The sequence below is a fragment of the Streptomyces chilikensis genome (assembly GCF_001642695.1).
In the GTDB taxonomy this organism is placed as follows: Bacteria; Actinomycetota; Actinomycetes; order Streptomycetales; family Streptomycetaceae; genus Streptomyces; species Streptomyces chilikensis.
The window spans coordinates 1-1,360 of sequence record NZ_LWCC02000151.1; the positions used below are offsets into that span (position 1 = coordinate 1).

The following is a 1,360-nucleotide window of genomic DNA, read 5'->3' on the forward strand; positions in this document are numbered from 1 at the left end:
GACCGCGTGCGGACGGCCGCCGCGTCCCCCGTGGCCGAGGCCGGCACGACCGGCCGCGGGGGCGCGGCGGCCGGCCTCGGGGGAGGCGGGGCGATGACCGCCGTGCGGCGAGGGCGTCCCCGCGGCGGGCTACCGCGCCGCCGGGGACGGGACCGTGGGGGCGGCGTGCTGGGCGGCGGCGCGGGTGAGGGCGCTGGCGAGGAGGGCCAGGTCGGTGGGGCCGTTGCCGAGTTCGCGGACGGGGCGGCGGGTGGGGGGATCGCCCATGCGGGACCAGTCCAGCGGCTGGACCGTGGGGCGGAGGGTCGAGGTGCGGGGGATGCGCCCCGTCACCCGCCCGCCCTGGAACGGCGTGACCGGTCCGCCGGGGGACAGCAGCCGTCCCCGGCCCGCCGGCGCGCCGTCGTCGAGGAGGATCCGCGTCGCCCGGCGCGCCAGCTCGGCGCCGTCCGCGGAGGCCGCCGCCGCGACCAGGTGGACACCCAGCCGGTCACCGTCCCGCGCGACCGCGTCCAGCGCCCGCACCACGGACCCGGCGGAGGGCCGCCCCGGCGCCCCGAGGGCGGGGCGGAGCAGCGCGTCGAGGTCGTCGGCCACGACCACCAGCCGCGGCATCGCCGCCGGTTCGCCCGGCTCCGCCGAGGCGGAGCCCCGCTGCGGCACGATCCGCGCCGGCACCCCCCGCCCCGCGTGCCAGGACGCGAAGTCCAGCAGCCCCAGCACCTCGCTGCGCCGCTTCAGCTCGGCGGTGAGGCCCTGCGCGAACTCCCGCATGACCAGCGGATCGCTGGCGACGAGCCGTCCCGTCACGTGCGGGACGTCGGCGCACGGCTCCAGCCCCTGCGCCCGCGCCGACCCGGAACCGTCGACCAGCAGCAGCGCCAGCCGCTCCGGCCGCTCCGCGGAGGCCAGCGAGGCCACCACCGCCCGCAGCAGCTCCGTGCGCCCGCTGCCGGGCGGCCCCTCGACCAGCAGGTGCGGCCCGTCCACGGCGAGGTCCACGCCGACCGGCCCGTGCGGTCCCGCGCCCAGGACGGCGACCGCGCGGCCACCGGGGCGGTCCAGGTCGTCCGCCGCGTCGGCCCAGCGGGCCAGCAGCGAGGCGGGAGTGGCGCGGGCCAGCCCCAGCTCGTCCAGCAGCCGCGCCGAGTCCGGCAGCGGCACGGACGGCCCGGCCTGCGCCCCGCGCAGACCGCCCGCCACCGGTGACGGCGGCGCGTCCACCCGCAGCGGGGCCAGCGCGCGGGCGAACCGCTCGGCCCACTCCAGCGACACCGCGTCCACGGTGCCCACCGTGCCGTGCCCCACCGGCGCCGTCCGCGGCAGCACCGGCCCGGCCGCGGAGGCCGCCGGCCCGGGC

At 81.8% G+C, this 1,360-nt stretch carries 1 protein-coding gene; it reads right to left on the minus strand.

The window, feature by feature from the left end; genetic code table 11:
• Positions 1-129: 129 nt before the first annotated feature.
• Positions 130-1,360 (minus strand): FtsK/SpoIIIE domain-containing protein (locus A2U95_RS29315; RefSeq protein WP_277351004.1); only part of this gene is annotated, 1,231 nt, incomplete at its 5' end.